General features: G+C 70.1%; 27 protein-coding genes and 1 pseudogene. 18 read left to right on the top strand and 10 right to left on the bottom strand.

The window, feature by feature from the left end:
• Nucleotides 1–27: 27 nt before the first annotated feature.
• Nucleotides 28–780 carry a 3-oxoacyl-[acyl-carrier-protein] reductase gene (fabG, locus tag BI335_RS19230; protein ID WP_094360810.1) on the top strand — a complete coding sequence of 251 codons (753 nt, stop codon included), beginning with the start codon at nucleotides 28–30 and terminating at the stop codon, nucleotides 778–780.
• Nucleotides 781–815: 35 nt separating this feature from the next.
• Nucleotides 816–1,589 (top strand): enoyl-ACP reductase FabI, encoded by a 774-nt coding sequence (gene fabI, locus BI335_RS19225; RefSeq protein ID WP_094432925.1) that lies wholly within the window; start codon nucleotides 816–818, stop codon nucleotides 1,587–1,589.
• A 3-nt stretch (nucleotides 1,590–1,592) separates the two neighbouring features.
• Here the strand turns inward: fabI and BI335_RS19220 are convergent, their stop codons facing one another.
• The gene (locus tag BI335_RS19220) at nucleotides 1,593–1,784 is read right to left on the bottom strand and encodes a helix-turn-helix domain-containing protein (RefSeq protein WP_267489594.1); all 192 of its coding nucleotides are present in this window, start codon (nucleotides 1,782–1,784) and stop codon (nucleotides 1,593–1,595) included.
• 63 nt (nucleotides 1,785–1,847) lie between these two features.
• The gene (locus BI335_RS19215) at nucleotides 1,848–3,011 is read right to left on the bottom strand and encodes an MFS transporter (protein WP_094432920.1); all 1,164 of its coding nucleotides are present in this window, start codon (nucleotides 3,009–3,011) and stop codon (nucleotides 1,848–1,850) included.
• Nucleotides 3,012–3,077: 66 nt separating this feature from the next.
• Between BI335_RS19215 and BI335_RS19210 the strand changes: the two genes are divergently transcribed.
• Nucleotides 3,078–3,410 carry an ArsR/SmtB family transcription factor gene (locus BI335_RS19210; protein WP_094432918.1) on the top strand — a complete coding sequence of 111 codons (333 nt, stop codon included), beginning with the start codon at nucleotides 3,078–3,080 and terminating at the stop codon, nucleotides 3,408–3,410.
• Between the two features lie 24 nt (nucleotides 3,411–3,434).
• Here BI335_RS19210 and BI335_RS19205 read toward each other — a convergent pair whose 3' ends face one another.
• The gene (locus BI335_RS19205) at nucleotides 3,435–4,145 is read right to left on the bottom strand and encodes a hypothetical protein (RefSeq protein ID WP_094360798.1); all 711 of its coding nucleotides are present in this window, start codon (nucleotides 4,143–4,145) and stop codon (nucleotides 3,435–3,437) included.
• Between the two features lie 41 nt (nucleotides 4,146–4,186).
• Here BI335_RS19205 and BI335_RS19200 point away from each other — a divergent pair, with 41 nt between their 5' ends.
• Genes BI335_RS19200 through BI335_RS19175 form a run of 6 tightly spaced genes read left to right on the top strand, consistent with a single transcriptional unit; the run spans nucleotide 4,187 to nucleotide 7,408 of the window.
• Nucleotides 4,187–4,969 carry an ABC transporter ATP-binding protein gene (locus BI335_RS19200; protein WP_094405331.1) on the top strand — a complete coding sequence of 261 codons (783 nt, stop codon included), beginning with the start codon at nucleotides 4,187–4,189 and terminating at the stop codon, nucleotides 4,967–4,969.
• Between the two features lie 11 nt (nucleotides 4,970–4,980).
• Nucleotides 4,981–5,253, top strand: a complete 273-nt coding sequence (locus BI335_RS19195) for a hypothetical protein (RefSeq protein WP_133625773.1) — start codon at nucleotides 4,981–4,983, stop codon at nucleotides 5,251–5,253.
• Nucleotides 5,250–6,029 (top strand): sulfite exporter TauE/SafE family protein, encoded by a 780-nt coding sequence (locus BI335_RS19190; protein WP_094360791.1) that lies wholly within the window; start codon nucleotides 5,250–5,252, stop codon nucleotides 6,027–6,029. The genes BI335_RS19195 and BI335_RS19190 overlap by 4 nt, the downstream gene beginning before the upstream one ends.
• Before the next feature lie 12 nt (nucleotides 6,030–6,041).
• Nucleotides 6,042–6,848 (top strand): TrmH family RNA methyltransferase, encoded by an 807-nt coding sequence (locus BI335_RS19185; RefSeq protein WP_229119113.1) that lies wholly within the window; start codon nucleotides 6,042–6,044, stop codon nucleotides 6,846–6,848.
• A gap of 39 nt (nucleotides 6,849–6,887) precedes the next feature.
• Nucleotides 6,888–7,121 (top strand): type II toxin-antitoxin system ParD family antitoxin, encoded by a 234-nt coding sequence (locus tag BI335_RS19180; protein WP_094403785.1) that lies wholly within the window; start codon nucleotides 6,888–6,890, stop codon nucleotides 7,119–7,121.
• Nucleotides 7,118–7,408 carry a type II toxin-antitoxin system RelE/ParE family toxin gene (locus BI335_RS19175; protein ID WP_094432912.1) on the top strand — a complete coding sequence of 97 codons (291 nt, stop codon included), beginning with the start codon at nucleotides 7,118–7,120 and terminating at the stop codon, nucleotides 7,406–7,408. Before BI335_RS19180 ends, BI335_RS19175 begins: the two co-directional genes overlap by 4 nt.
• A 127-nt stretch (nucleotides 7,409–7,535) precedes the next feature.
• Here the strand turns inward: BI335_RS19175 and BI335_RS22210 are convergent.
• A pseudogene (locus BI335_RS22210) lies at nucleotides 7,536–7,613 on the bottom strand (hypothetical protein); the annotation flags it as partial.
• Nucleotides 7,614–7,784: 171 nt separating this feature from the next.
• Entirely contained in the window at nucleotides 7,785–8,456 is a 672-nt protein-coding gene (locus BI335_RS19165) for a TetR/AcrR family transcriptional regulator (protein WP_094432908.1), read from the bottom strand.
• Between the two features lie 113 nt (nucleotides 8,457–8,569).
• On the opposite strand from BI335_RS19165, the gene BI335_RS19160 reads away from it, so the two are divergent.
• The 5 genes from BI335_RS19160 to BI335_RS19140 all read left to right on the top strand — a co-directional run bounded on the left by BI335_RS19160 (nucleotide 8,570) and on the right by BI335_RS19140 (nucleotide 14,915).
• The gene (locus tag BI335_RS19160) at nucleotides 8,570–9,418 is read left to right on the top strand and encodes an oxidoreductase (protein WP_094432906.1); all 849 of its coding nucleotides are present in this window, start codon (nucleotides 8,570–8,572) and stop codon (nucleotides 9,416–9,418) included.
• Between the two features lie 346 nt (nucleotides 9,419–9,764).
• A complete protein-coding gene (locus BI335_RS19155; RefSeq protein ID WP_094360775.1) occupies nucleotides 9,765–11,003 on the top strand; it encodes a sensor histidine kinase in 1,239 nt (412 codons plus the stop codon).
• Complete coding sequence (locus tag BI335_RS19150) at nucleotides 10,996–11,676, top strand: response regulator transcription factor (RefSeq protein WP_094432904.1); 681 nt, start codon at nucleotides 10,996–10,998, stop codon at nucleotides 11,674–11,676. Before BI335_RS19155 ends, BI335_RS19150 begins: the two co-directional genes overlap by 8 nt.
• A 123-nt stretch (nucleotides 11,677–11,799) precedes the next feature.
• A complete protein-coding gene (locus BI335_RS19145) occupies nucleotides 11,800–12,507 on the top strand; it encodes an ABC transporter ATP-binding protein (protein WP_172421967.1) in 708 nt (235 codons plus the stop codon).
• On the top strand, nucleotides 12,507–14,915 hold the full coding sequence (locus BI335_RS19140; protein ID WP_094432902.1) for an ABC transporter permease: 2,409 nt from the start codon (nucleotides 12,507–12,509) through the stop codon (nucleotides 14,913–14,915). Before BI335_RS19145 ends, BI335_RS19140 begins: the two co-directional genes overlap by 1 nt.
• A gap of 48 nt (nucleotides 14,916–14,963) precedes the next feature.
• On the opposite strand, the gene def is transcribed toward BI335_RS19140, so the two are convergent.
• From def to BI335_RS19125, 3 genes are read right to left on the bottom strand one after another with little or no spacing between them, the layout of a single operon-like run.
• A complete protein-coding gene (def, locus tag BI335_RS19135) occupies nucleotides 14,964–15,557 on the bottom strand; it encodes a peptide deformylase (RefSeq protein ID WP_094360769.1) in 594 nt (197 codons plus the stop codon).
• A 59-nt stretch (nucleotides 15,558–15,616) separates the two neighbouring features.
• Nucleotides 15,617–15,892 carry a type II toxin-antitoxin system RelE/ParE family toxin gene (locus tag BI335_RS22530; protein ID WP_411266765.1) on the bottom strand — a complete coding sequence of 92 codons (276 nt, stop codon included), beginning with the start codon at nucleotides 15,890–15,892 and terminating at the stop codon, nucleotides 15,617–15,619.
• The gene (locus tag BI335_RS19125; protein WP_094403774.1) at nucleotides 15,892–16,161 is read right to left on the bottom strand and encodes an antitoxin of toxin-antitoxin stability system; all 270 of its coding nucleotides are present in this window, start codon (nucleotides 16,159–16,161) and stop codon (nucleotides 15,892–15,894) included. Before BI335_RS19125 ends, BI335_RS22530 begins: the two co-directional genes overlap by 1 nt.
• Before the next feature lie 129 nt (nucleotides 16,162–16,290).
• On the opposite strand from BI335_RS19125, the gene BI335_RS19120 reads away from it, so the two are divergent.
• Nucleotides 16,291–17,247 carry a tyrosine recombinase XerC gene (locus BI335_RS19120; protein ID WP_229119697.1) on the top strand — a complete coding sequence of 319 codons (957 nt, stop codon included), beginning with the start codon at nucleotides 16,291–16,293 and terminating at the stop codon, nucleotides 17,245–17,247.
• On the opposite strand, the gene BI335_RS19115 is transcribed toward BI335_RS19120, so the two are convergent.
• Entirely contained in the window at nucleotides 17,248–18,267 is a 1,020-nt protein-coding gene (locus BI335_RS19115) for a M23 family metallopeptidase (protein WP_229119707.1), read from the bottom strand.
• A 330-nt stretch (nucleotides 18,268–18,597) separates the two neighbouring features.
• On the opposite strand from BI335_RS19115, the gene rpsB reads away from it, so the two are divergent.
• Nucleotides 18,598–19,572 carry a 30S ribosomal protein S2 gene (rpsB, locus tag BI335_RS19110; protein ID WP_094360763.1) on the top strand — a complete coding sequence of 325 codons (975 nt, stop codon included), beginning with the start codon at nucleotides 18,598–18,600 and terminating at the stop codon, nucleotides 19,570–19,572.
• A gap of 48 nt (nucleotides 19,573–19,620) precedes the next feature.
• Nucleotides 19,621–20,433 (top strand): translation elongation factor Ts, encoded by an 813-nt coding sequence (tsf, locus tag BI335_RS19105; protein WP_094432894.1) that lies wholly within the window; start codon nucleotides 19,621–19,623, stop codon nucleotides 20,431–20,433.
• Nucleotides 20,434–20,504: 71 nt separating this feature from the next.
• Here the strand turns inward: tsf and BI335_RS19100 are convergent, their stop codons facing one another.
• Nucleotides 20,505–21,143, bottom strand: a complete 639-nt coding sequence (locus BI335_RS19100; protein ID WP_172421964.1) for a maleylpyruvate isomerase family mycothiol-dependent enzyme — start codon at nucleotides 21,141–21,143, stop codon at nucleotides 20,505–20,507.
• A 335-nt stretch (nucleotides 21,144–21,478) separates the two neighbouring features.
• Here BI335_RS19100 and BI335_RS19095 point away from each other — a divergent pair.
• On the top strand, nucleotides 21,479–21,778 hold a 300-nt coding region (locus tag BI335_RS19095; protein WP_144009076.1), incomplete at its 3' end, for an IS110 family transposase.

Genomic DNA, 21,778 nt, shown 5'->3' with positions numbered 1-21,778 from the left:
ATTCCGATCTGTGGCAGGGTTGGGCGCATGACTGCGCAGCCAGAATCCGCCTCGGAATCCGTACGCCCCCAGGCGCCTTCGCGTTCGGTGCTGGTGACCGGCGGCAACAAGGGCATCGGCCGGGCGATCGCCGAACGACTGGCGGCTGCCGGCCACAAGGTCGCCGCCACCTATCGCAGCGGTGAGGTCCCCGACGGGGTGCTCGGTGTGCAGTGCGATGTCACCGACCCCGAGCAGGTCGAGGCGGCGTTCAAGCAGGTCGAGGAGACCAACGGGCCCGTCGAGGTGCTGGTCGCGAACGCCGGGGTGACCGCCGACAACCTGATGATGCGCATCAAGGACGAGGACTGGGACAAGGTCATCGACACCAACCTCGGCGGCAGCTTCCGGGTCGCGCGGCGGGCGGCGCGGCCGATGACCCGGAACCGGTTCGGCCGGATCATCTTCATCTCCTCGGTGGTCGGACTGCTCGGCTCCGCGGGCCAGGTCAACTACGCCGCCTCCAAGGCCGGGCTGGTCGGGATGGCCCGCTCGATCGCCCGCGAGCTCGGCTCCCGCAACATCACCGCGAATGTGATCGCCCCCGGCTTCATCGAGACCGACATGACCGCGGCGCTGTCCGAGGACCAGGTCAAGGCCTACCAGCAGCAGATCCCGCTCGGTCGGCTCGGCCAGGTCGACGACATCGCCGCCACCATCGAGTTCCTGGCCTCCGACTCCGCGGGTTACATCACCGGTGCGGTGATCCCCGTCGACGGCGGCCTCGGCATGGGGCACTGAGGACCACCGGCGGATCGGCAGAAAGGCAAGCAGACATGGGAATTCTCGAGGGCAAGAACATTCTGGTGGCGGGCGTCACCCACAACACCTCGATCGGTTACGAGGTCGCACGGATCGCGCAGGCCGAGGGGGCGACGGTCGCGGTCTCCAACTTCGGCAGGGCGATGAGCCTGACCCGTCGGGTGATCCAGAAGCTCGACCCGGTACCGGCGCTGCTCGAGCTCGACGTCACCGACGAGGAGCACCTGAAGCGGCTGCCGGGATCCCTGCGCGCAGAGGGATTCGAGCGGCTCGACGGTGTGGTGCACTCGATCGCCTTCGCCAACCCGGAGACCGCCCTGGGGGGCAAGTTCCTGAGCACCCCGGCCGCCGACGTCGCCGCCGCGGTCGAGGTGTCGGCGTACTCGCTGATGTCGCTCGCGATGGCCTGCAAGCCTCTCTACGGCGAGCAGGCCTCGGTGGTCGGGTTGACCTTCGACGCCACCGTCTCCTGGCCGGCGTACGACTGGATGGGGGTGGCCAAGGCCGCGCTGGAATCCACCAACCGCTACCTCGCCCGCTACCTGGGGGCGGAGGGCGTACGCTCCAACCTGGTCGCGGCCGGGCCGCTGGAAACCCTTGCCAAGAAGGCGATCCCGGGGGCGAACGAGTTCAACGACATCTGGGGTGAGCGGGCCCCGCTCGGCTGGGATCCCAAGAGCAACGAGCCGACCGCCCGCGCCGTGGTCGCCCTGCTCAGCGACTGGTTCCCGGCCACCACCGGGGAGATCGTGCACGTCGACGGCGGCCTGCACGCGATGGGTGCCTGAGCCTCAGGCCGCGGCCAGGGCGGCGGCGAGCCGTCGCGTGACCGGTGCGCCGATCCGCTGTCTGGCAACGATCGGAAATCCCAGCTCCTGTTCGAGGCGCCGCAACTGACCGGCGACGGCCGGCTGGGACAGGCCGAGGGCCTGGGCGGCGCGGCGGACCCCGCCGAAGGAGGCGACGGCGACCACCGCGCGCAGAGCATCCGGGTCGAGTGTGCAGATCAGCTGTTCGGTCGGCCGAGATCTCAGGACCGGTCCAGCTCACCGCCGCACAGCATGCATCCGTGCGGGACGGAAGCTCGCGCTGAGGAAGGCCAGCAGGAGCAGGCCCGCGGCTGCTGCTGGGATCCAGCCGACCCCCGGTCCGTCGGCGAGCAGACCGCCGAGGGCGGCGGCCGCGGCGGTGCCGAGATAGAGGCCGCTGATGTTCAACGAGACCGCGGTCATCGGCGCGTCCGGGGCGGCTTCCATCGTGCTGGCCTGCAGGGGTGGATTCAGCGCCCAGGCGAACACCGACCAGAGTCCGATCCCGACGAGCAGGGCCGGCAGCGGGCTCGCGATCCCAACCAGGACAGCGATTCCGGCCAGGACCACGGCGTGCCCGCCGATCACTGCGAGTCGTGCTGAGCGGCCGCCGAATCGGTCGGCCAGCCAGCCGCCGAAGAACGCCGACGGTACCCCGACCAGGCCGACCTCGAGGAGCACCCAGGGAATCGCGGACTCGTCTGCCCCGGCGCGCAGCAGCAGCGGTGCCAGATAGGTGTAGAACATCAGCCCGCCCGCACCGCAGAGGAATACCGCCAGCACCAGGCGTACCACCGCAGGGCGGCGCAGCGGCGCGAGTCGCGCCGCCAGCCCCAGCCGAGGCGACCCCGGCAGCCGCGGCATGGTGAGCGCCAGCAGGCATCCCGCCGCTGCGCCAACGATCGCCACCAGCACGAAGGTCGCGCGCCAGCCCCAGTGACCACCGGCCCAGGCCCCGGCCGGTACCCCGGTGAAGAGTGCGGTGGTCAGTCCCGCCGTGACCATCGACAGATAACGACCCGCCTGGCCCTCGGGTGCGCCCTGGGCCGCCGCCGCGAACGCGGTCGAGGAGACGACGGCGGCTGCGAGACCGGCCAGTATCCGCAACGCCATCAGCGTTCCGTAACCCGGTGCGACCGCGGCCAGTGCATTGGCGAGCACGAAGACGGCGAGCCCGCCGAACAGGACGCGGCGGCGAGGCAGTGGGTCGAAAAGAACGCCCAGGACGGGCGCCCCGAGGGCGAACGCCAGGGCGAAGGCGGTGACGAGTTGGCCGGTGGCGCCGACCGGTACGCCGAGGTCGGTGCTGATCTGTGGCAGCACGCCGGCGATCACGTACTCATCGGTGCCGAGGGCGAGGGTGGCCAGGAACAGGCCGAGGGTCCAGGTGGGGTGGCGCATGATTTCGAATCCTTTGTTCGTTGTTCGTCGAACATCGAATAAGGACGTTAGTGGAAAGATGGGGTCATGGCCAACGCTGAGCACCCGGATCTCGCCGAGGTTCCGCTGATCACCGTGTTGTCGGCGCTGTCGGACCCCCTGCGGATGGGCATCGTGCGGTTGCTCGCCGACGGTGCCGAGCGGCAGTGGGGGGAGCTGGACGCACCGGTCTCCAACTCCACGCTCAGTCATCACCTGAAGGTGCTGCGCTCCGCCGGTGTCACTCGCACTCGGATGGAGGGCACGCGTTGCTTCCTCCGCCTGCGCGCCGACGAGCTCACCGATCGGTTTCCGGGACTGCTCGACAGCGTTCTCGACGTCGAGGCGCACGGAGCGACCGAGGTCGGCGTCAAGGGCTGACGCCCTGTTCGGCCGGCCGGCGCCTCAGCGGCCGGTCCAGCTCACCGCCGCACACAGCGAATCGATCGCGGCCCGGCGCACCTCGGTCAGGGTCCGGGCCCGCGCCTGCACGGCATGGGAGTGCAGCACCCCGCCGTCGTCGTCCAGGGCAGCCTCGGTGGCCTGCACCAGCAACCAGGCCCGGGCGGCCGCCTGCTGCGACCGCGAGCCATAGCCGGCGGGCAGACTCAACCCGGTCACCTCCGGGCGTTCGCTGGGTGCGAGCTCCAGTTCCTCCAGCTCCCGGCCGGCGCCGAGCACCACCTCCCGCAGCGCCCGGTCGGCCTCCGCCGCGGTCAGCGTGAGTCGCGGCGGGCGGGCCGCGGCGATCCGCCACTGGATCGCCGGGCCGACCCGATAGGGCAGCCAGGCATGTGAACCGGTTGCCGAGAGCACCACCGCACCGGCCTCGATTGCGGCCGCGTTCAGCGCGGGCGGGCCGGTCAGCGCGCCGGTGGCTCCGGGCCGCGGCAGCACCAGCACCCAGTCGGCGTCCACCAGCAGCAGCGCCGCCCGCAGCGCCTCGTCCAGCTCGCTGGCCCGGAAGGGATCCAGCCCGAGCAGGCCCTCGGGGTCGGTGACGTGATGGGCCGCGTCATCGTCCACCACGGCGCGCGCCGCCACCTCCGCGCTCAGCGGGGTGTGCCGCAGGGCGTTCAGGTGAGCGGTCAGGCGTACCGCGGCAAGGGTGTCCATCCCGACAAAGATACGTGGCCGGCGTTGATAGGTTTGCCCGCATGGCCCCTGTCGTTGAACTTGCCGATGTCAGCATCGTCCGGGGTGGCGCCACCCTGCTCACCGATATCGATTGGCAGATCGACGAGACCGACCGGTGGGTGGTGATCGGCCCGAACGGCGCCGGCAAGACCACCCTGCTGCAGGTGCTCGCGGCCCAGCTGCATCCGACCACCGGCGTGGTCGGCCTGCTCGGTGAGGTGCTCGGCGCGGTCGATGTGTTCGAGCTCCGGCCGCGGATCGGTGTCACCTCTGCCGCGCTCGCCGACCGGATCCCGCGCGGCGAGGCGGTTCGCGATGTGGTCGTCTCGGCCAGCTATGCGGTGATGGGACGGTGGCGCGAGGAGTACGACGAGATGGACCACGCCCGCGCCGCCGAACTGATGGAACAGCTGCGGGTCGATCAGCTCGCCGACCGGACCTTCGGCACCTTGTCGGAGGGGGAGCGCAAGCGGGTGCAGATCGCCCGGGCGCTGATGACCGACCCGGAATTGTTGCTGCTCGACGAGCCCGCGGCCGGCCTCGATGTCGCCGGCCGCGAATCCCTGGTTCGGACCCTGGGTGAGCTGGCCACCGATGAGTACGCCCCGGCGAGTGTGCTGGTCACCCATCACGTCGAGGAGATCCCCGCCGGGATGACCCACGCGCTGCTGCTCAAGCAGGGCCGGATCGTCGCCGCCGGGCCGATCGCCGAGACCCTCACCGATGAGTCGATGAGCAGCACCTTCGACCTGCCGCTGACGATCAGCCACACCGATGGGCGGTGGGCCGCCCGGGCCCGCTGACCGGAGCGATCGTGGACAAGAACCTCACCGACTGGCTGGGAGCCCATCCCTGGTCCTGGTGGCTGACGCTGGTGCTGCTCTGTCTCGCGGTGGAACTGCTGGAGCGCCGCTGGTACGCCGCCGCCTGCGCGATGGGTGCCGGGGTGGCCGCGGTGATCGCCTGGGTGGCGCCGACACAGTTCTGGTACCAGGCCGGATTCGGTGCCGCCGCGGCGCTGACCGGCGTGCTGGTGGTGTCCCGCCTGCCGGCCGGGCCCGCCGCGCCGGCCCGGCGGCGGCAATGACCTGGGTCGATCTGCTGCTGGCCGCCATCGCGGGCGTCTGGGCGGGCATGATCAACACCGTCGTCGGCTCCGGCAGCCTGGTCACCTTCCCCACCCTGCTGGCGCTCGGCCTGCCGCCGGTGATGGCGAACACCACCAACAACATCGGCCTGGTGCCGGGCAGCATCTCCGGCACCGTCGGCATGCTGCCCGAGGTGAAGGCGCTGAAGCACGAGCTGATCCGGCTCGGTCCGCTCGCGCTGCTCGGCGGGCTGGCCGGGGCGTTGCTGCTGCTCTGGCTGCCGTCCTCGGCCTTCGACACCATCGTGCCGATCCTGATCGCTATCGGCTGCATCCTGGTCGTGCTGCAGCCCTGGCTGACCCAGAAGATGGCCGCCCGCGCCGGGCGGTTGGCCGCCGAGGGCCGGCCGCCGTCGTCCCGGAAACCGTGGTGGCCGCTGCCGGCGATCGCGCTCAGCTCGACCTATGGCGGCTATTTCGGCGCCGCGCAGGGCCTGTTGCACATGGCGATCCTGTCGCTGGCGATGCCAGATGAGTCCTGGCCGCGGCTGAACGCGCTGAAGAACGCGCTGGCGAGCATCATCAACTTCACCGCCGCGATCGTGTTCATCCTGGTGGCACCGGTGTCCTGGCCCTACGTCGGCGCGCTCGCCGTCGGATCGGTGATCGGCGGACAGCTGGGCGCCCGGGTGGGACGCAGACTGCCCGCGGTGGCGTACCGGGTGATCATCGTGGTGATCGGCGTGATCGCCATCATCAACCAGCTGGTGAAGTAACCTCCCGTGGTGCTGATTCCGATCACCGACCCCGCCGACGACCGGCTCGCCGACTATGTACGCCTCCGCGAGACCTCGCTGCGGCGCCACCTGGAGAGCGAACAGGGGTTGTTCATCGCCGAGGGCGAGAAGGTGATCCGGCGGGCCGTGGAGGCCGGGTACCAGCCGCGCTCGTTCCTGCTGGCCGAGCGCTGGCTGGCCGGGTTGGCGGATGTGCTCGACCGCCACCCGGAGGTACCGGTCTATCTGGTTACCGAGGAGCTGGCCGAGCAGGTGACCGGTTTTCATGTGCATCGTGGGGCGCTGGCGTCGCTGCACCGGGCGACGCGGTGGACGGTGCCGGACCTGTTGGGGCGTGCCGCGGATGGTCGGTCGCGGATCGCCGTGCTGGAAGACCTGGTCGACCACGCCAATGTGGGCGCGGTTTTTCGGAGCGCCGCGGCGCTCGGGGTCGATGCGGTGCTGGTGACGCCGCGGTGTGCCGATCCGCTGTACCGGCGGTCGATCAAGGTGTCGATGGGCACGGTCTTCCAGGTGCCGTGGGCGCGGATCGATCCCTGGCCGCGGGGGATCGGGCTGCTCAAGGACGCCGGTTTCGTGGTCGCCGGGATGACGCTGGGGGATGGTGCGATCACCCTCGACGAGTTGGTTGCCCAGGACCACCAACGGTTGGCGCTGGTGTTCGGTACCGAGGGCCACGGGATGACCCCGGGTACGGACCGCCAGCTGGATGCCCGGGTGCGGATCCCGATGGCCGGCGGCGTCGACTCGCTGAACGTCGCCGCGAGTTCCGCGGTGGCGTTCTATGTGACGCGGTGACGCGAAGAAGTAAGTACCAAGAGTTGGTAACATGGCTCCATGGGTGCCAACACGTCGATCAGCTTGGATGATCACTTCACGGAGTTCCTCGCGCGCGAGGTCGCAACGGGCCGTTATCGATCGGCCAGTGAGGTCGTGCGCGCGGGTCTGCGGCTGCTGGAGGACCAGGAGGCTCAGATGTCCGCGCTTCGCGCTGCCCTTGTCGCTGGTGAGGACAGTGGCGAGCCGGAGGAGTTCGACTTCGACGCGTTCATCGCTGCGAAGAAGTCGTGAGCCGCTACCGGCTCACGCCGGCTGCCCAGCGAGACCTGTCCTCAATCTGGGACTACACGCAGGAGCGCTGGGGCCTCGACCAGGCGGAGACCTACGTGACGGAGATCAGGGCGGCCATTGAGCGTTCTGCAGAAGATCCGAGACGGGGGCGCGCATGCGACGAGATTCGGGCGGGTTATCGACGGTACGCGATCGGCAGCCATCAGATCTTCTACGTCGAGAGTCCTCAGTGGATCGACGTGATTCGCATTCTCCATCAGCGAATTGACCCGAATCGGCACCTGTGAATGGCAGTCGCAGGATCATTCCCTCGTGCCGCGGGAATCGGCCCTCGGCGGCAGTTGGATGTCGGCGTCCGATGCTGCCCAACTCGCTGAACTCCTGGCTCGCGGTGGACAGCTCGCCGATCAGCTCGCGAAGCGTCTTGTCATAGGGGTCGCGGCCGGCATCGGCGCGCAGCAGCGCGACGGTGCCGTCGACCCGGATTCCCAATCCACGAAGAAATGCTTCGACCCTTCGCCGAGGAAGTGATGGCGGGTGAAGTTCGGCACGCCATGCGCATCGGTGTCCGACTGGTCGGGGGACTGGCGCCGGTGCGGGCGTACATCGAGGAACTGCTGCCGGTGATCGTTGACGGCACCATCGAACCTGGCCCCCCGGCGATCAGGCCCCGGCGAGCAGTCCCCGCAGCACGATCCGGATCGACCGCTCCAGCGACCCGGTGAAACCTTCGGGCAGGAAGGTCAACCGCGGGTCGGCGGCGTAGGCGTCCTGGACCGCCTGCGGTGGATGGGAATGCGTCCACAGCGCGCCGACCAGCAGCAGGATCGTCCGGATCGCCTCACCGACAGCCTGGTCACTGAGCTCGGGCAGCAGTGCCTGGACCGCTGCGCCCAGCTCGACCAGCAGCGGGTAACCGGCCAGCTTGTAGCTGGTGATGGTCTCGGTGGACACGTTGTGCTCCAGCACCGCGGCCTGGGAGCTGATCAGCTCGCACAGCATCGGCTGGGCGGCGAAGGCAGCAGCCAGCGCCGCGGCGATGCCGGCGACCCGGTCCGGGGCGGGGGCGTCGGCGTCGACGGCGGTCGACAACTGCTCGGCGGTCTCGGCGAAGAAGTCGCGGGCGAGGCTCAGCTGCAGTTCCAGCAGGACCGCCTCGCGGGACTCGAAATAGCGCAGCACATTGGATTTCGCCAGGCCGACCCGGCGGCTCAGCTCGTTCAGGCTGACCTCGGAGACCGGCATCTCGGCCAGCATCGAGGCGGCGGTCTCGAGGATCGCCCGGCGCCGGATCCCCCGCTGCTCGTCGCTGCGGGCGCGCTGGAAGGTGGTCATGCCGGCAGTCTACAGACCCCCGGTCTCTTGAAAACAGACCTGCGGTCTTCTAAATTAGGAACCATCGGTTCGTTACCTGACGGGCCGTTCCCGACAGCAGAGGACCCCAGCAGATGGACACCAGCACAACCGCCAAGGTCGCCCTCGTCACCGGTGCCTCCTCCGGCATCGGCGAGATCGCGGCACTGCAACTGCAGCAGGCCGGTTTCATCGTGTACGCCGCGGCCCGGCGGACCGAGCGGATGGCCGGGCTGAACCGGGCCGGGGTGCGCACGATCGCCCTCGACGTGACCGACGAGGCCTCCTCGAGCGCCGCCATCGACACGGTGCTCGCCGAACAGGGCCGGATCGACGTGCTCGTCAACAACGCCGGTTACGGCTCCTACGGTGCGCTCGAGGATGTCCCGCTGACCGAGGCGCAGGCCCAGCTCGATGTCAACGTGCTCGGCCTGGCCCGGCTGATCCAACTGGTGCTGCCGGCGATGCGATCGCAGCGCAGTGGGACGATCATCAACGTCAGTTCGATGGGCGGCCACTTCGCCACCCCGCTCGGCTCCTGGTATCACGCCAGCAAGTACGCGGTGGAGGGCCTCAGTGACGCGCTGCGGCTCGAGCTCGACCGGTTCGGCATCGACGTAGTGGTCATCGAACCCGGTTCGATCCGCTCCGAGTGGGGCACGATCGCGGCGGCGAAGGTGCGCGAGTTCTCCGGCGGTGGCCCGTACGCCGCAGCGGCCGAGGCGACCGCCAGGAATCTGGACGCCACCTCCCAGCCGGGGTACCGGTTCGGCTCGGAGGCAGAGGTCGTCGCGGCCGCGGTGGTGAAGGCGGCGACCGCTCGTCGGCCGCGGACCCGGTATGCGGTCGGCCGCGGTGCGAAGCCGATGATCACCCTGGCCCGGTTCCTGCCGGATCGGGTCTTCGACGCCTTGATCAAGCGGGTCACCGGGGTTGCGGGCTGACGGGGAGTTCATCTCGACACGCCGCCATTGCTCCGCTTCGCTGCGCATGGCGGCTAATCGATGAACGTGGGGAGCGCCGCCATTGCTCCCGCTTCGCTGCGCATGGCGGCTACTCGATGAACGTGGGGAGCGCTGCCATTGCTCCGCTTCGCTGCGCATGGCGGCTACTCGATGAACGTGGCAAGCGCTGCCATTGCTCCGCATCGCTGCGCATGGCGGCTACTCGATGAGCGTGGGGAGCGCTGCCATTGCTCCGCTTCGCTGCGCATGGCGGCTACTCGATGAACGTGGGGAAATCCACCCCTGGACTGATGAACGGCGCCGAGCGAGCCCCTAGGGTTGCGGGGTGTCGATCAGTGCCATCCATGACTGGGGCGTGCGCCATCGGTGGGTCGTGGACCTCGGGTGGGCGCTGCTGGCCGCGCCCGTCTTCCTGGTCTCGGCGATCGCGATCGACCGCGGCCCGACCCCCGGGATCTGGTATGCGCTGTGGGGGTTGCTGTTCGCGCTGCCGATCGTGTTCCGCCGCATCCGGCCGGACCTGGCCGCCGGGCTGGCGGTCGTGCCGCACGTCATCCAGCTGATCATCAGCAACGAACCCCAGTTCGGCAACGCGGTCGTACCGATCGTGCTGCACTCGGTCGCCGCCCGGTCAACGCTCCGGTGGGCACGGGTGTGGCTCGCGGTCGCCCTGCTCGGTGCGGTCGCGGCGGCCGTGGACTGGTCCCGCGGGATCCCCGGTGCCGAGGCCTGGATCGTGCGGGCGGTCATCTTCGGCAGCGCCGCCGCACTCGCCCTGGTGGGCTGGTTCGCCGGGTTGCTGGCGCGCGCACAGATCCGGTCCCACCAGGCGCTGCGGGAACGCACCGAGGCGCTGGAACGTGAACGGGAGCAGGGAATCCGGCTCGCCGCCAGCGAGGAACGCAGCCGGATCGCTCGCGAGATGCACGACCTCGTCGCGCACTCGCTCTCGGTGGTCGTGGTGCAGACCGACGGTGCCCACTACCTGGTCACCTCCGATGCCGATCCGCAGACCCGGCTGGCCGCCGCCGAACGCGCGCTCACCGTGATCGGCGACACCGCCCGAACCGCACTCAACGACACCCGGCGGCTGGTCGGCGTACTCCGCGAACCCGGCCGTGCGGAACTGGAACCCGGGGCCCGGCTGGACGAACTGCCCGACCTGATCGCCTCCGTCCGCACCGCCGGCCTTCCGGTCGAACTCACCATCACCGGTGAACCGCCGGCCGCGGATCAGCGCGACGAGGCGGCCGAGCTGGCGGCGTACCGGATCGTCCAGGAGGCACTCACCAATGTGCTGCGCCATGCCGGCCCGGCCCGCGCCGAGGTGCGCCTCAGCCATCTGAAGAACGCGCTGGAGGTGGAGATCCTGGACGACGGAACCGGCAGTACGCCCACCCAGGCAGAGAAACCGGCCATCGGCGGCAACGGTCTGGTAGGCATGCGGGAACGGGTCGCGGCCTTCGACGGTGAGCTGGAAACCGGCAACCGGCCGGAGGGTGGTTACCGGGTGTGGGCGCGGATCGAGCTGCCGCGCAGAAAGGTGGGACGAGACGATGGCTGATCAGATCCGGTTGTTGCTGGCCGATGACCAGCAGATGGTCCGGGCCGGGTTCCGACTGGTGCTGGACGCCCAGCCCGATATGGAGGTGCTCGGCGAGGTCGGCGACGGTGTCGAGGCGGTGGCCGCCTGCCGCGCCACCCCGCCACCGGATGTGGTGCTGATGGACATCCGGATGCCCCGGATGGACGGAATCGCCGCCACCGAACGGATCGTGGCCGCCAACCCCGACATCCGGGTGCTGGTGCTGACCACCTTCGATCTGGACGAATACGTCTATGCCGCCCTGCGTGCCGGGGCATCCGGTTTCCTGCTCAAGGACGCCGGCCCGCACGATCTGCTGGCCGCGATCCGCGCGGTCCATGCCGGGGACGCGGTGGTCGCACCGGCGCCGACCAGACGGCTGATCGAGCGGGTGCTGCCGGGGTTGCCGTCCGGGTCGGAGGAACGGCACCGGGCCGAGGACCGGCCGGCACCACTGACCGCACGCGAGCGCGAGGTGCTGATCGCGGTCGGTCAGGGTTTCAGCAACACCGAGATCGCCGAGAAGCTGTTCGTCGCCGAGGCCACCATCAAGACCCATATCGGCAATCTGCTCGCCAAGCTCGGCGTGCGGGACCGGGTGCATCTGGTGATCGCCGCCTATGACGCCGGACTGGTGGTCCCTCGGGGTTGACTCCACCCTGGGGTGGAGACGGTTTTCCGCCGCACGGGCGATGTGTGGCGTACGCCGGAAACCTAACGTTGGCAGGGAAATCGGGCCGCACCCCGGCCCAGCCACGCCCCGTTGAGGAGACCGATGTCTGTGATCGCCCCGCCCACCGCAGCCGCCGTACGCACCGAGGGGCTGACCCGCCGCTACGGCGAGGGAGAGGCCGCGGTCACCGCACTGGACCGGGTCACCATCGACATCGCCAACGGCGAGTTCACCGCGATCATGGGTCCCTCGGGTTCCGGCAAGTCGACGCTGATGCACTGCGCCGCCGGATTGGACTCCGCCACCGCCGGCCGGGCCTGGATCGGTACCACCGAGATCACCGGGCTGTCGGACAAGAAGCTCACCGAGCTGCGCCGCGACCGGGTCGGCTTCATCTTCCAGGCCTTCAACCTGCTGCCCACCCTGAACGCTCGCGAGAACGTGCTGCTGCCGCTGCAGCTCGCCGGGCGCCGGCCCGACCAGGCCTGGTTCGACGAGATCGTCGGTGTGCTCGGCATCGCCAACCGGTTGAGCCATCGCCCCGGCGAACTCTCCGGCGGCCAGCAGCAGCGGGTCGCCGTCGCCCGCGCCCTGGTCACCAAGCCGAAGGTGATCTTCGCCGACGAACCGACCGGTGCGCTCGATTCGCGCAGCTCCACCGAACTGCTCGGCTTCCTGCGCGAGTCGGTGGACCGGCTGGGCCAGTCGGTGGTGATGGTCACCCACGACCCGAGGGCGGCCGGTTACTGCGACCGGATCCTGCGCCTCAGCGACGGCCGGGTCGTCGCGGACGAGAGCGGGGTGCGCTGATGCGCCGGGTCCGGCAACTGCTCTCCACCGGGTTGGCGATCGCGCTCGGGGTGGCCTTCGTCGCCACCACCTTGCTGTTCACCGCCTCGGCCAACAAGTCCGTGGCCGACGCCGCAGCCAGCCCGGTCGAGGGTTCGGCGGTCGTCGTCGGCGGCACCTCCGGCGCCGAACCGGTGCTGGTCTCCGCCGACCAGGTGCGCGCGATCCAGCGGGTGCCCGGTGTCACCGGCGTACGCCCGGTCGTGAAGACCACGCTGCTCGCCGGCAACGGGGCGTACCCCTCGGCGGTGCAGGCCCAGACACTGCCCGCGCTCGACGAGCAGACCCGGCTCACCTCCGGTCGGCTGCCCGGCGGTCCGGAGGAGGTGCTGATCGACCAGCAGGCCGCGGCCGAGTTCAAGACCCAGGCCGATGGCAAGCTCGTCGTGCAGACCGAGGAGGGCCCGCGGACCCTGCAGGTCAGCGGTGTGCTCTCACCCGGTGCGAACGTGGTCTCCGGGCAGCACGATTCGCTGCTGTTCGCCGCCGACCCGTTGCTCTTCGAGCTCCGCGGCATGACCGGGTACGACGACGTCTACATCAGCGGGACCGATCCGGAGGAGCTGCGCACCCGGATCGCCGAGCTGCCGGGTGTCGCCGGCAGCAAGCTCACCGTGCGTACCGGGGAGCAGGAGATCGCCGCCCGCGTCGCCAGCTACTCCAAGGGCACCGAAGCGCTGGCCACCTTCCTGCTCGCCTTCGGCGCGGTGTCGATGTTCGTCGCCGCCCTGGTGATCGCCAACACCTTCTCGATCCTGGTCGTGCAGCGCACCCGCGAGCTCGGGTTGTTGCGCTGCGTCGGCGCGACCCGGCAACAGGTGTTCCGCCGGGTGCTCGGCGAGGCCGCCGGTCTGGGCGTGGTCGCCTCGGTCGTCGGGGTGCTGATCGGCATCGGGCTGACCACGATCGGGGTACGCCTGGCCGAGGGCATGATGTCGCTCACCGGTGTCGCCCTGGCGTGGTGGGCGCTGCTGGTCCCGATCGTGCTGGGTGTGCTGATCACGGTGCTCTCCGCGATCCGGCCGGCGCGGGCCGCCACCCGGGTCGCGCCGCTGGCCGCGCTGCGTCCGATCGGGGTCACCGAGGGCCGTCGCTCCGGCGTCGTCGCCGCCGTGCTCGGGGTGCTGCTGTTCCTTGCCGGTGCGGCCGGACTGGTCGTCGGTGCGACCTCGCACTCGGTGGGTGTCGGGATCGCCGGCGGCGTCCTCAACTTCGTCGGCGTCCTGCTGCTCGCCCGGATGCTGGTGCCCGCACTGGTCGGGGCGCTCGGTCCGCTCCTGCGGGTCGCCGGGCCGACCGGGACGATGGCGGTCGCGAACGCCCGCCGCAACCCGGCCCGGGCCGCGGCCACCGCCTCGGCGCTGCTCGTCGGCGTCGCGCTGATCGCGATGATGGTGACCGGTGCGGCGACCGCCCAGCGCTCCACCCAGATCGCCATCGACCGGCAGTTCCCGGTGGATGCCCAGCTGAACTCGGCCGAGCCGTTCACCGCCCAGCAGCTCGACGCGGTACGCCGGGTCGACGGGGTGCGCGGGGTGGTCACGATGCGCACCGCCGCACAGCCGATCACCGGTGCGAACGGGCAGGCCCAGAACCGGGGTGTCGTCGCCGTACCGGCCGAGGCCCGCTCGGTGGTGAACCGCCCGCAGCTGGTCGAATCGATCACCGATACGACCCTGGTCGCGGGGGAGAAGTCCGGTTGGCGGGCCGGGGAGAAGGTGCGCCTCGGCGAACCCGGCCGGCAGGTCGAGCTGAGCGTCGTGCTGTCCCCGGAGGCCGACGCGCTGCTGGTCAGTGACGCCACCGGGGACCGGTTGGGGATGCCGGCGGCCAGCCAGGCCTGGGTCGGATTCGACCCCGGTACCGACGGGGAAGCGCTGGAGCGGCAGATCGCCGAGGTCGCCGGGCCCGGTGTCGAGGTGATGGGCATCGCCAGCATCCGGGCGATGATGACCCAGATCGTCGACCTGGCCCTGCAGATCGTCACCGCACTGCTCGGGGTGGCCGTGATCATCGCCCTGGTCGGGGTCGGCAACACCCTCGGCCTGTCGGTGCTGGAACGGACCCGGGAATCGGCCCTGCTGCGGGCCCTCGGCCTGACCCGTGGGCAACTGCGCGGGATGCTCGGGCTGGAGGCACTCAGCCTCGGACTGGTCGCGGTCGTGCTCGGCGCCGCGCTGGGCATCGGCTACGGCATCGCGGCCTCGTACGCCCTGATCGGCGGTCAGCTGCCGGTGCAGGTGGCCGTGCCCTGGCTGCGGCTGCTGCTGATGGTCGCGGTCGCGCTGGTCGCCGCCTGGCTGGCGTCGGTGCTCCCGGCCCGCCGGGCCGCGAAGGTCGCCCCGGCCGCCGCGATGGCCGTCGAATAAGGCGATTCAGGCGTACGCCTGAACAATCGACCCGGGCAGCCCGTCTCCTCAGGAGGCGGGCTGCTTGGGGCTCACCGGCCAGTCGTCGAGGTAGCGCGCGGCCAGGTCGTTGTGCTGGGCGTACAGCTTCTTGCGGGACCGGGCGGAGAGCCGGTCGCCGAAGACGATGCCGTTGAGGTGGTCGGTCTCGTGCTGCAGGCAGCGGGCGAGCACGCCGGTGCCGACCAGGGTGTAGTCGGTGCCGTCGACGTCCTGGCCGGTGCAGCTCGAGCGGTCGGGGCGGGCGAGCGGTTGGTACGCCCCGGGCAGCGACAGGCAGCCCTCCTCGACGCTCTCCAGTCGACGCTCCCGGCCCTCGGGCAGGGTGACCACCGGGTTGCAGAAGACGCCGACGTGCCGGTCCTCGTTCTCGTCGGGGCAGTCGTAGACGAACAGGGCCAGATCGACCCCGACCTGGGTGGCGGCCAGTCCGACGCCGGAGGCGGCCTCCATGGTGGCGAACATGTCGCGGACCAGCTGCTTCAGCTCGTCGTCGAACTCGGTCACCGGGCGCGTCCGGGCGTGCATCACCGGGGTGTCCCATCGGGTGATCGGGCGTACGGTGCCGCCGGTGGTGAGCTCGTCGAGCGGGGTCGCTGGCATCGGGTGTGTCCTCCTGTCGTCTGCCTGCGCATCGTATCGGTGGCTCCGGCGCGGAGCCATCACGGTGTCGGCCAGCGCCGCGCGGTGTGCACGAGCGCCAGAATCACTATCTGGCCCCCACGCGTCTCGTAGACCAGGCGATAGTGGGTCGCAGGAAAGAGCTCTCGGGTCCCGGGGATGAGTCCGGGGCGTCCAAGTGCTGGGAACTCCGCGAGGTCGGCCGCCGCTTGGCTGAACAGTTGGTCGAGCCGATTCGCCGCACGTGGGTCCTCGGCGACAACGTGATCCCAGATGGCAGCGCGATCGTCATGGGCTTGCGGAGACCAGTTGACCATCACAAGGTTTCGGCCCGCCGGCGGGCGAACTCGGCCTCCACGTCGTCGTTGGAGATGCCGTCCCCAGCGCGCAGCGAGTCACGTGCGCGCTGCACCTTCTGCGCCAAGAACGACTCGTACTCTCGCTCCTCGCGCTGGCGGCGCACGAACTCTCGCATCAACTCCCGAGCGATCTGTGAAGCCGGGCGGTGGGCAGCCTCGGCCTCAGCCATGAACTCCTCACGAAGCTCCTTCTCGAGCTTTATCGTGAACACCGCTTCTTTCGCCATCGGCCGTCCCCATTCCGTATGACCAAGTAAGTACTAAGTATAGACATCGTCATTACCTCAGGTTCGGCCGCCCTAGGCTGATGCATGTCGGTGCGGAAACCTGCGCCGGCGACCGCGCACACTGGGGCGGTGACCGAGGAACAGGGTGCGCAGCCGCCCCCCGAGGGCGACGAGCTCTCCGAGGCGTACGCCCGGGTACTGGCCGACTATGAGCGGCACCTGGCCGCCGAGCGGCACCTGTCGGAGCACACCGTGCGCGCCTATCGCGGTGATCTGACCGGGTTGTTCACCCATCTGCAGAAGCTCGGGCACGACGATCTCGGTGGGGTGGACCGACGCGATCTGCGCAGCTGGCTGGCCAATCAGCAGAGCCGCGGTGCCGAACGGACCACCCTGCAGCGCCGGGCCGCCGCGGCCCGGGTCTTCTTCGCCTGGTGCCATCGCACCGGCCGGATCGCCACCGATCCGGCCGCCACCCTGAAATCACCGAAACTGCCGAGTCGACTGCCGCCCACCCTGGGCCGCGGTGAGGCCGACGAGATGCTGCGCGGTGCGGTGGCCCGCGCGGCCGAGGAGCCCGGGCCGGTCGGGGTGCGCGATGTGGCGCTGCTCGAGGTGCTCTACGCCACCGGCATCCGGGTGGCCGAGCTGTGCGGGTTGGACCTGGCCGACCTGGACACCGATCGGCGGCTGCTGCGGGTGCTGGGCAAGGGCAACAAGCAGCGCACCGTCCCGATGGGCGGCCCGGCCTGGCGGGCGCTCGATGCCTGGCTCGCGGTCCGCGGTGAGCTGGTCGGCGACCGGTCGGGCAATGCGGTGTTCCTGGGGGAGCGCGGCGGCCGGATCGATCAGCGAGTGGTTCGCCGGATCGTGCACCGGGCCCTGCTGGCCACCGAGGGTGCGCCCGATCTGGGCCCGCACGGCCTGCGACACGCGATGGCCACCCATCTGCTGGAGGGTGGCGCCGACCTGCGCAGCGTGCAGGAGATGCTCGGGCATGCCTCGCTGGCGACCACGCAGCTCTATACCCATGTGACCAACGACCGGCTGCGCCAGGCGTTCCGGCAGGCGCACCCGCGGGCCTGATCACAGCCACTTCGCCGGATCGGTGAGCTGGCCGTCGACCCAGAGCATCAGGTGCAGATGGCAACCGGTCGAATATCCGGTCGATCCGCTCAGCCCGATCACCTGGCCGGCGCGGACCTGATCGCCGGGGGAGACGGTGTAGCGGATCGCATGGTTGTACGCCGTCCGCATCCGCCGCCCGTCGACCTGGTGGTCGATCAGCAACCGGTTGCCGTAGCCGGTGTTGAAGTAGGCCTCGGAGACCACCCCGTCGGCCACCGCACGCAGTGGCGCCCCACAACCGGTGCCGAAGTCGAGGCCGTCGTGCAGCTTCCACACCCGCAGGATCGGGTGCAACCGCATCCCGAAGGCGGACGTGCGCGGGCCGGTGACCGGAGGCACCAGACCCCTGGCTCCGGGTGGGGGAGCCGGGCCACCGTCACCGGCCGAGGCAGCCAGTGCGGCCTGGGCTCGCCCCCGCTCCGCCGCCCGGCGCTCCGCCTCGGCGACCGCATCCGCACCGAGCAGGCGTACCCGTGCCTCACCGGTGGTCCCCGGATCGGGCGTGGGGATCATCAGCATCGGATCCAGATAGTCCTCACCCGCCTTCAGTCCCCAGTGCAGACAGGTGTCGGCCGAACATCCCGGATGGCCGGCCACCAGCTCCCCGATCACCTGGCCCGCCGCCACCCGATCACCGACCCGCACCCGGGCGGTCACCGGTTCATAGGTGGTGCGCACCGAGCCGTGGTCGACCACGACCACCCCGCGCCCGGCCAACACCCCGACATAGCTGACCCGCCCGGCCGCGGCCGCCAGCACCGGCTCACCCGATCGCCCGGGCAGATCGACCCCACGGTGCCCGGCCTGCCAGCGCCGCGCGGGCGGCTGGAAATCCCGGCTCGGCGCGGGCGCGTCGGCCAACGGACTCCGCCCAGACGGCACCGCCGGTGGCGCCGGCCCGGCCGCCCGGCCCGGGCGTACCGAACCAGACAGCAGGACCAGCGCGACCAGCAGCACCCCCGCGGTGCGCCACAGCATCGATCTCACGCGGGCATGATGGGGATCAACCGCGCAGATCGGGCACCCCGAAGGCCCCACCTGTGGACAACGCTTCGGACCCGCCGGGCCTGTGGACAACCCGGCTCCGACCGAGTTGGTACCACTGCTCTCCGCGGCATACACTGGCACCCGCAACCCGGCCATCCGGGTTGACTTCGCATGCAGTCATGCCCACACGGGTGCGCTCGGGCGTTGGTCCACCAGACGGTGGTGCCCGATACCGCGACTGCGTCAGGCGGTGCCGAGAGCCGGCACCGAACAACCGACAGGCGTACGCCCCAGCGGGCACGCCACCAAGGAGGAACGGCCATGGCCGTCGTCACCGCACGCCAGCTGCTCGAGAGCGGCGTCCACTTCGGGCACCAGACCCGTCGTTGGAACCCCAAGATGAAGCGCTTCATCTTCACCGAGCGCAACGGCATCTACATCATCGACCTGCAGCAGTCGCTGACCTACATCGACCAGGCGTACGCGTTCATCAAGGACATCATCGCCAAGGGCGGGCAGATCCTGTTCGTCGGCACCAAGAAGCAGGCCCAGGAGGCCATCGCCGAGCAGGCCACCCGCGTCGGCATGCCCTTCGTCAACCAGCGTTGGCTGGGCGGCATGCTCACCAACTTCCAGACCATCTCCAAGCGCATCGGCCGGCTCAAGGAGCTGGAGGGCATGGACTTCGACAAGGTCGCCGGTTCCGGGCTGACCAAGAAGGAACTCCTCATGCTCAAGCGTGAGAAGGACAAGCTGGAGAAGGACCTCGGCGGCATCCGCGAGATGGGCAAGACCCCGCAGGCCGTCTGGATCGTCGACACCAAGAAGGAGCACCTCGCGGTCGACGAGGCGCGCAAGCTGCGGATCCCGATCGTCGGCATCCTGGACACCAACTGCGACCCCGACGAGGTCGACTACGCCATCCCGGGCAACGACGACGCGATCCGCTCCGTCGCGCTGCTCACCCGCGTCGTCGCCGACGCCGTCGCCGACGGCCTGATGAGCCGCTCCGGTGGCAACACCGGCACCGAGTCCGAGGCCGAGCCGATGGCCGAGTGGGAGCGCGAGCTGCTCGCCGGCGACGGCACCGACGGCAAGCAGGCCGCCGACGCCTCCGGCGCGACCCCGGCCCTCAACGACCCGGACGCCCAGGCGCTGGTGGACGAGGAGCAGGCCTCCGGGATGAACAAGGGCCCGGTCGTCGACGAGAGCGTCGACGTCGCCGCCCCGGCCGAGCCGCAGGTCCCGGGCTCCGAGGCCGCCGCCGAGGCGCCGGTCGCCGACGAGTCCAAGTGACCCGACCACCTTTCGATACCGACCTTTCGCAACAAGAAAAGGAATCACATGGCGATCACCGCTGCTGATGTGAAGAAGCTCCGCGACGCCACCGGCGCGGGCATGATGGACGCCAAGAAGGCCCTCACCGAGGCCGACGGCGACTACGACAAGGCCGTCGAGGTGCTGCGCGTCTCCGGTCAGGCCAAGGCCGCCAAGCGGGCCGGCCGCGAGGCCTCCAACGGCCTGGTCGCGAGCTCCGGCAATGCCCTGATCCAGCTCGCCGCCGAGACCGACTTCGTCGCCAAGAACGACGAGTTCGTCGCGCTGGCCGACCAGGTCGCCAAGGCCGTCGAGGCCGCCAAGGCCAACGGTGTCGAGGCCGCCAACGAGGTCAAGCTGGACTCCGGCAAGACCGTGGCCGAGGCCATCGGCGAGCTCGCCATCAAGATCGGCGAGAAGCTGGAGCTCAAGGAGGCCGCCTACTTCGACGGCACCACCACCACCTACCTGCACCGCCGGGCCTCCGACCTGCCGCCGCAGGTCGGCGTACTCGTCGAGGCCGAGGGTGACAACCCCGAGCTGCTGCACGGCGTCGCCCTGCAGATCGCCTCGATGCGTCCGCAGTGGGTCAGCCGCGACGAGGTACCGGCCGATGTGGTGGACAACGAGCGCCGCATCGCCGAGGCCAAGTCCCGCGAGGAGGGCAAGCCGGAGCAGGCGCTGCCGAAGATCGTCGAGGGCCGGGTGAACGCGTTCTTCAAGGACGTCACCCTGGTCGACCAGCCGTCGATCACCGACGAGAAGAAGTCGGTCGGTCAGCAACTCGACGCCGCCGGTGTCACCGTGAAGCGCTTCGTCCGCTTCGAGGCCGGCGCCTGATCGGCTGAGTTTCTGGTTCGTACGCCGAGGGGCGTCGTGGGTCTGGTACCCGCGGCGCCCCTTTGCTGTGTCTACAGGCGATTCCGGAGGATGGCGACGCCGGGGCCGGTGAGTTCGGTGAGGTAGACAGTGCGGCCAGAGATGGCCATCGCCAGTGCCTCCGGACTGCCGCTGATCGGGGTGCCCATGCCGCTGCTCCAGGCGCCATCGTCGGTGACCAGGCGCAGCCCGACCAGCCGGTCCTTGGGCAGGAAGCCTCGGCGCGCCGGCCTCGAGACCAGGAAATCAAGCGTGGCCTGCCAGTCGGCGTCGGGCGGGGTGGCCGCCAGGCCCAGCGGGCGGGCGGCGTCCCGCAGATGGATGACGGTGTCCGTCGCCGGGCCCGCCGCCCCGGTGACCGGCGGCTTCAGGCGTACGCCGGCGCGGTCGCGCAGGTTCTGGACCAGTTCGGAGGTCGGCCGCCGAGCCTCCTCGCGCGTCGTCTCATCGACCATCCGGTTCAGGTCGCCGCGATAGCGGACCACCGTGCCGAGCAGTGACCACACCGACATGCCGTCCACCGGTGGTACCAGGTGGGCCGCCACCTCGCGGACCGTCCAGCCCGCGCACAGGCTGGGAGTCGCCCACTGGTCCGCGGACAGCCCGTCGAACAGGTCCGCGGCAAGCAGCCGGTTCCGGGTGGCGAGCTCGAAGAGTGCATCATCGTCCACCGCGCATCCTCCGATCGGTCGTCACGCCCATCGTTGCACGGGGTCCCGTGCGCTCATCTCGACACAGTGAGGATGGTGGTGGGGGTCCGGTGGCCTTGGGGATGATGTCTTTGGGGTCTGGGTTGTTCGTTTGACCGATCTCGACACTGGCGCTGTTGGTTGGGTGCCTTGAACGCGACTTGTCGACGGCCGGCCCGCCGGGCCCCTCTTTCGGTTTGGATGGCCAGACCGGGCGGGTGTGACTTGATAGGACCTTGATCGGTGTCTCATCACTGTGGTGTCCGCCCGGCCTGGGAGGTCATCCCTCGATCCAGTTGTAGAGGGAGACATCACCCATGATGACCACCAACCATGCCACGCCTCAAGACCCGACCCCGGTGGTGGCCGGGGTCGATACTCATCAACGCACCCATCACGCGGTCGTGCTCACCGAGACCGGGGTGTTGTTGGCTGATCGGGAGTTCCCGGTCTCCCGCGCGGGTTATGCCGCGTTGGTGGACTGGGTCGTCGGCCACGGACCGATCACCGCGATCGGGGTCGAGTCGACCGGTTCGTATGGGGCCGGGTTGACGGTGCATCTGCTGGCGGCCGGGATCGAGGTGATCGAGGTCAACCGGCCCGATAAGACCACCCGG

The organism is Enemella evansiae (assembly GCF_002250705.1).
In the GTDB taxonomy this organism is placed as follows: Bacteria; Actinomycetota; Actinomycetes; order Propionibacteriales; family Propionibacteriaceae; genus Enemella; species Enemella evansiae.
The sequence above is the reverse complement of the archived record's forward strand: the minus strand, read 5'-3'. Positions and strand labels throughout refer to the sequence as shown.

Coding starts and splice junctions, on each gene's coding strand:
- BI335_RS19205 (WP_094360798.1), bottom strand. CDS start 4,145: ATGGACACCCTTGCCGCGGTACGCCTGACCGCTCACCTGAACGCCCTG.
- BI335_RS19115 (WP_229119707.1), bottom strand. CDS start 18,267: ATGCTGTGGCGCACCGCGGGGGTGCTGCTGGTCGCGCTGGTCCTGCTG.
- BI335_RS19140 (WP_094432902.1), top strand. CDS start 12,507: ATGCGCCGGGTCCGGCAACTGCTCTCCACCGGGTTGGCGATCGCGCTC.
- BI335_RS19150 (WP_094432904.1), top strand. CDS start 10,996: ATGGCTGATCAGATCCGGTTGTTGCTGGCCGATGACCAGCAGATGGTC.
- fabI (WP_094432925.1), top strand. CDS start 816: ATGGGAATTCTCGAGGGCAAGAACATTCTGGTGGCGGGCGTCACCCAC.
- BI335_RS19145 (WP_172421967.1), top strand. CDS start 11,800: ATGTCTGTGATCGCCCCGCCCACCGCAGCCGCCGTACGCACCGAGGGG.
- BI335_RS19165 (WP_094432908.1), bottom strand. CDS start 8,456: ATGACCACCTTCCAGCGCGCCCGCAGCGACGAGCAGCGGGGGATCCGG.
- BI335_RS19210 (WP_094432918.1), top strand. CDS start 3,078: ATGGCCAACGCTGAGCACCCGGATCTCGCCGAGGTTCCGCTGATCACC.
- BI335_RS19215 (WP_094432920.1), bottom strand. CDS start 3,011: ATGCGCCACCCCACCTGGACCCTCGGCCTGTTCCTGGCCACCCTCGCC.
- BI335_RS19160 (WP_094432906.1), top strand. CDS start 8,570: ATGGACACCAGCACAACCGCCAAGGTCGCCCTCGTCACCGGTGCCTCC.
- def (WP_094360769.1), bottom strand. CDS start 15,557: ATGCCAGCGACCCCGCTCGACGAGCTCACCACCGGCGGCACCGTACGC.
- BI335_RS19180 (WP_094403785.1), top strand. CDS start 6,888: ATGGGTGCCAACACGTCGATCAGCTTGGATGATCACTTCACGGAGTTC.
- rpsB (WP_094360763.1), top strand. CDS start 18,598: ATGGCCGTCGTCACCGCACGCCAGCTGCTCGAGAGCGGCGTCCACTTC.
- BI335_RS19190 (WP_094360791.1), top strand. CDS start 5,250: ATGACCTGGGTCGATCTGCTGCTGGCCGCCATCGCGGGCGTCTGGGCG.
- fabG (WP_094360810.1), top strand. CDS start 28: ATGACTGCGCAGCCAGAATCCGCCTCGGAATCCGTACGCCCCCAGGCG.
- BI335_RS19200 (WP_094405331.1), top strand. CDS start 4,187: ATGGCCCCTGTCGTTGAACTTGCCGATGTCAGCATCGTCCGGGGTGGC.
- BI335_RS19125 (WP_094403774.1), bottom strand. CDS start 16,161: ATGGCGAAAGAAGCGGTGTTCACGATAAAGCTCGAGAAGGAGCTTCGT.
- BI335_RS22530 (WP_411266765.1), bottom strand. CDS start 15,892: ATGGTCAACTGGTCTCCGCAAGCCCATGACGATCGCGCTGCCATCTGG.
- tsf (WP_094432894.1), top strand. CDS start 19,621: ATGGCGATCACCGCTGCTGATGTGAAGAAGCTCCGCGACGCCACCGGC.